Genomic DNA, 4,637 nt, shown 5'->3' on the forward strand with positions numbered 1-4,637 from the left:
CGTCCGAGGCGCCGGCGGCCGGCGGGGCGTCGGCCGGCGGCTCGTCCGCGGCGAGCGGGGGTGCGATTGCCCAGGTGTCGGACATCCCGGTGGGCGGGGCGCTCTCCGCGAAGGACGCGGACGGCAAGCCGATCATCCTGCTGCAGCCGGAGGCCGGCACGGTCGTCGCGCTCTCCGCGGTCTGCACCCACCAGGGCTGCACGGTCGTCCCGGAGGGTGAGGAGCTGCAGTGCCCGTGCCACGCGTCGGTCTTCGACCTGACCGGCGCCAACGTGTCGGGCCCGGCGAAGTCCCCCCTGCCGACCGTCGACGTGCACGTCAGCGACGGCGCGGTCCTGGCCGGCAAGGCCTGAGGCGATGACCGGCACCTGGCACACGGGCACCCGGGCGGCGTCCGACGTCCTGCGCGCGCTGCTGTCCGCGTGCGTCCTGCTCTCCGCGGTCGTGCACCTGGACCTGTGGGCCAACGGGATGAACACCCTCGACGTCGTCGGCCCCGCCTTCCTGCTCAACGGCGTCGGCGGGCTCGTGCTCGGCGTCCTCGTCCTGGTCTGGCGGCACTGGCTCCCGCTGCTGGGCGCGGTCGGGTTCGGCGTCGCGACGCTGGCCGCGTTCGTCATCTCCACCACGCCCGGCGGGTTCTTCGGGGTGCACGAGCGGTGGGTGGGCATCCCGGTGTGGCTGTCGGCGATCTCCGAGATCGGCGCGATCGTGCTGGGCGTCGCGGCGATCCTGGTCAGGACCTGGGCGATCTCCACGTCGGCGAGGCCCTCGTAGTACCGCAGGACGAGCACCGCGCGCTGCCGGGGAGGCAGGGCGGCGAGGCGCCCCCACATCGCGTCCTCCTCGACCACCCCGTGGGCGTGGTCGCCGTGCGACTGCGCGTGGGCGGCGAGCACCTCGTCGGCGGCCGGCCGGATGGTCCGCACGTGCCAGCGGCGGCGCCAGGACAGGTGCTCGTTGGTGACCATCCGGCGCAGGTACAGGTCGGGCCGTTCCAGCAGGCCGATGCGGTTCCAACGCACGTGGGCCCGCAGCAGCACCTCCTGCACCAGGTCCGCGGCGGTGTGCCCGTCGCCGGTCAGGACCGTGGCGTACCGCAGCAGACCGGCGAGGTGGACACGCACCAGGTCATCCAGGTCGCGCGTGCGGTCGTCTGCCGGTTCGACGCGCGGCACCGCAGCGCTGTCCGGTCCCGCCGTCGTCACCCCGGCCCTCACAGGCGCACCCCGACGAGGTCGTCCAGCGTGGCCCCCGCACCCGGCAGGGGCAGCGGTCGTGGCTCCAGGCAGCGGGCCAGCAGGGCTTCGACGAGCGCCGCACGACGCACGATCGCGGATCCGTCGACGTCGCCGGGCAGGATCCGCACCTCGAGGGTGTCCCGGACGGGGCGGTCGGTCAGGAGCTGTGTGAGGTTGACGTCGGCGTACTTGGTGACGCCGGTGGCCCGCGCGGCGGCGGTCGTCCAGCCCGGCCGCTCGACCAGGTCCAGCAGCGCCGACGGCAGCGGGGCCAGCCGCCGGCACGCCGGGTTGGTCTCCAGGCCGGCCCAGAGTGCCTCGCGCCAGTGCCCGAACAGGCGCACCACGTTGGCGAGCACCTCCGGCCGGCGGAACGGTGCGCCGTCCACGTGCAGGTGCACCGCGGCCTCCTGCGGGACCGTGAAGCCTAGCTCGCGCGCTGGGGCGAGCAGCCGTTCGAGGGCTCGTCCGTGGTCACGGTCCAGCGGTGGCGTGATGATCTCGCACGGCCGTTCACGGCCCGGCGGCAGCGGCATGGCCACGGCGACGGTCGCACCACGGTGGTCGTCGACGCGGACCGCGGTGCCGATGACCTCGGCGTCGACCCCGAACAGCGCGGCCACCGGGTCGAGCACCCGGTCGCGCGGTGCGTCCGGGTCCGCGTGCCGCTCGACCAGGCGCAGCAGGCGGGCGTCGTCGCACAGGACCCGGTACCAGCCCCGGTGCCCTGAGAGCCCAGGCACCGGGGCATCGGCAGCAAGGTCCGCCTCGAGGGTGATGTCGTCGACGAGCCGCGCCACGGGACGGCCGTCCGCGTCGAGGACGTCGAACGCCGGGGACAGGCGCCGGAAGACCCCCACGCCAGGCACGGTCGACGGCTCGCTGTCGGTGTGGAAGGACCGCAGCACGCGCCCGCCGCAGCGCGCGGCCAGCTCGTCCGCCAGCACCTGACGGTCGGAGCCGACGGGCGCCAGCAGCTCGATCTCGAAGCCGGTCCGCAGCCTCAGCTCGTCCACGTCATCTCCTCTCGCGGGGGTCGTCGGCGGGTCAGGAGGTGGCGGGTGTCCCGCTGGGTGCCACGGGAGGAGTCTGCCCGTCGAGGATCATCTGGCCCGCGCGCGCCTTGGTCTCGCTGAACTCGGTCTGCCACAGCGCGGCGAGCGCGTCGACGTCCTCACCGGTGTAGCCGGCGCCGAAGAACGCGTCGAGCTGCTCGGCGGTGATCTCGACCGTCGGGGCCGTCTCGCCGCCGCTTGGCGTGACCGGCACCTGCTGACCGTCCAGGATCAGCTGTCCCGCGCGAGCCTTGGCGTCCGTGGCGTCGAGGTTCCACAGGGCGCCCAGCTCCTCGACGTTCTCGGCCGAGTACCCGGCTCCCCAGAACGCCTGGTACTGCTCGGGCGTGTACCCGTCGGGCATGGTCGACCAGTCGACGCCGGCCGACTGCAGGATCTCCGTGACCGAGCGGGACAGGGCGGACGTCGGGGCCGCGGCCGTCGCCACACCGGTGCCGGCGACGCACAGCCCGACGGCGACGGCGCTCACCGCCACGAGGCGTCGGGTGCGGGGGCGGGTGGTGGGGGTGGCGTCCATGAGGTTCCTCCGGGGCAGCGTGCGGATGTGCGTACCCCCCTAGAACGCGGCTCGACGCCCAGGTGTGCAGTCCGGTTCCTACGCGCCCTCGAGCAGCCGCCGCTCGTAGGCCGCCACCACCTGCGCGGAGGTCCAGCCCTCGGTGCCGACGGCCTGCTCGCGCCCGACGTACGGTCCGCGGCCGCGCTCGGCGCCGAGCCAGCACGCCTCGTCGAGGAACACGGCGCGCGCCTGCGCGAACGACCGCGACGCGAACAGGGTGCTGGTGGAGCCGGCGTCGCGGTAGCCGACGACGAACCCGTCGTCGTCCGCGTCGAAGGTGAGGCACTCGTCGCCGGGCGGGCCGCCGACGGCGAAGTCGACCCCGTCGACCAGCCCGTTGTCGAGGGCGTCCTCCACCAGGTCGGCCAGGTCCGCGCGCGCCGGCGGGGCTCCGGCGGGTCGCGACGGTGCGGCCTGCGCGGACCGGACGGCGTCGGCCACCTTGACGAGGATCCGGAACCGTCGCAGGTCCCGGACGGTCAGCGGGACCAGGTTGGCGTCGAGGAACCGCACGTCAGCGCCGTCGAGCTCCTCCAGCCGGACCAGGCCGTCGGTCACCAGCGGGCTCGTGGTGTCCACCCGGTACCGGTGCGCGACCGTGCCCAGCGCGGTCCGCACCAGCACGTCCCCGCGCTCGTAGCCGACGCGGTGGAGCTCGAGGTCGTCGTCCGCGGTGAGGGTCCGGGTCATCCCGCGAGTGTCACACGGCCGACGAGGTCAGCCCCACACGAGCCCGTGCGACGGGTCGTGCAGCACCCGGGCGACGTCGGCCAGCAGCTGTGACCCGAGGGCCCCGTCCACCAACCGGTGGTCGACGCTCAGGGCCAGCTGGGTGACGTGCCGGACCTTGATCTTGCCCTTGTGCACCCACGGCTGCTCGCGGATGGCGCCGAAGGCCAGGATCGCCGCCTCGCCCGGGTTGAGGATGGGCGTGCCCGTGTCGATGCCGAACACCCCGACGTTGGTGATGGTGATCGTGCCGTCGGACATGTCCGCGAACGTCGTCTTGCCCGCGCGGGCGGTCGCGGTGAGCTCGGCCAGGGCGTTCGCCAGCTCCTTGAGGCCGAGCCGGTGCGCGTCCTTGATGTTGGGCACCACGAGGCCACGGGGCGTCGACGCCGCGATGCCGAGGTTGATGTAGTGCTTGTAGACGATCTCCTGCGCGGCGTCGTCCCAGCTCGCGTTGACGTCCGGGTGCCGGCGGACGGCGAGCATGAGTGCCTTGGCGGCGATGAGCAGCGGGGTCACCCGGACGTCGGCGAACTCGCGGTCCGCCCGCAGGCGCTCGACCAGCTTCATCGTCTTGGTGACGTCGACGGTGTGGAAGACCGTGACGTGCGGCGCGGTGAACGCGCTGGCCACCATGGCCTCGGCGGTCCGCTTGCGCACCGACTTCACCGGCACGCGCGTCTGCCGGCCGTCCGAGGAGACCGTCCCGCTGGCCAGCCAGGGGGCGTCGTCGCCGGGGTAGGTGGCCAGGGTGCGCGCCTCGGCCTGCGCGGCGCGGCCGAGCACGTCCTCGCGCGTGACGATGCCGCCGGGGCCGGTCGGGTTCACCGAGTCGAGGTCCACGCCGAGCTCGCGGGCCAGCTTGCGCACGGGCGGCTTGGCCAGCGCGTGCCGGGTGCCGGCGGGGCGGACCTCCGGTGCGCGCTCGCGTCGGGCCGTGCTCGTCTCGGCCAGCCCGTAGCCGACCAGCACGGCCTCTCGCGCGGGCTCCTTCTCCGCGGCGGGCGCCGGTGCCGGTGCAGGTACCCGGCC

6 protein-coding genes and 1 pseudogene are annotated in these 4,637 nt (G+C 74.3%); 2 read left to right on the forward strand and 5 right to left on the reverse strand.

Annotation, left to right across the window (positions count from 1 at the left end; translation table 11 throughout):
* On the forward strand, nucleotides 1–353 hold a 353-nt coding region (locus tag RYN42_RS19700; protein WP_315099177.1), incomplete at its 5' end, for a Rieske (2Fe-2S) protein.
* Between the two features lie 4 nt (nucleotides 354–357).
* Nucleotides 358–777, forward strand: coding sequence for a hypothetical protein (locus RYN42_RS19705; protein WP_315099180.1), 420 nt, complete (start codon nucleotides 358–360; stop codon nucleotides 775–777).
* Here RYN42_RS19705 and RYN42_RS19710 read toward each other — a convergent pair.
* The 5 genes and pseudogenes from RYN42_RS19710 to RYN42_RS19730 form a co-directional block, all read right to left on the reverse strand.
* A pseudogene (locus RYN42_RS19710) lies at nucleotides 777–1,220 on the reverse strand (sigma factor); the annotation flags it as partial. The gene RYN42_RS19705 and the pseudogene RYN42_RS19710 sit on opposite strands and share 1 nt — an antisense overlap.
* Nucleotides 1,217–2,257 carry an amidoligase family protein gene (locus RYN42_RS19715; protein WP_315099182.1) on the reverse strand — a complete coding sequence of 347 codons (1,041 nt, stop codon included), beginning with the start codon at nucleotides 2,255–2,257 and terminating at the stop codon, nucleotides 1,217–1,219. The pseudogene RYN42_RS19710 and the gene RYN42_RS19715, both read right to left, overlap by 4 nt.
* A gap of 31 nt (nucleotides 2,258–2,288) precedes the next feature.
* Nucleotides 2,289–2,834 carry a hypothetical protein gene (locus RYN42_RS19720; protein WP_315099184.1) on the reverse strand — a complete coding sequence of 182 codons (546 nt, stop codon included), beginning with the start codon at nucleotides 2,832–2,834 and terminating at the stop codon, nucleotides 2,289–2,291.
* A 78-nt stretch (nucleotides 2,835–2,912) separates the two neighbouring features.
* On the reverse strand, nucleotides 2,913–3,566 hold the full coding sequence (locus RYN42_RS19725; RefSeq protein ID WP_315099187.1) for a hypothetical protein: 654 nt from the start codon (nucleotides 3,564–3,566) through the stop codon (nucleotides 2,913–2,915).
* Nucleotides 3,567–3,593: 27 nt separating this feature from the next.
* Nucleotides 3,594–4,637 (reverse strand): dihydrolipoamide acetyltransferase family protein (locus RYN42_RS19730; RefSeq protein ID WP_315099190.1); only part of this gene is annotated, 1,044 nt, incomplete at its 5' end.

The organism is uncultured Cellulomonas sp. (assembly GCF_963527515.1).
In the GTDB taxonomy this organism is placed as follows: domain Bacteria; phylum Actinomycetota; class Actinomycetes; order Actinomycetales; family Cellulomonadaceae; genus Cellulomonas.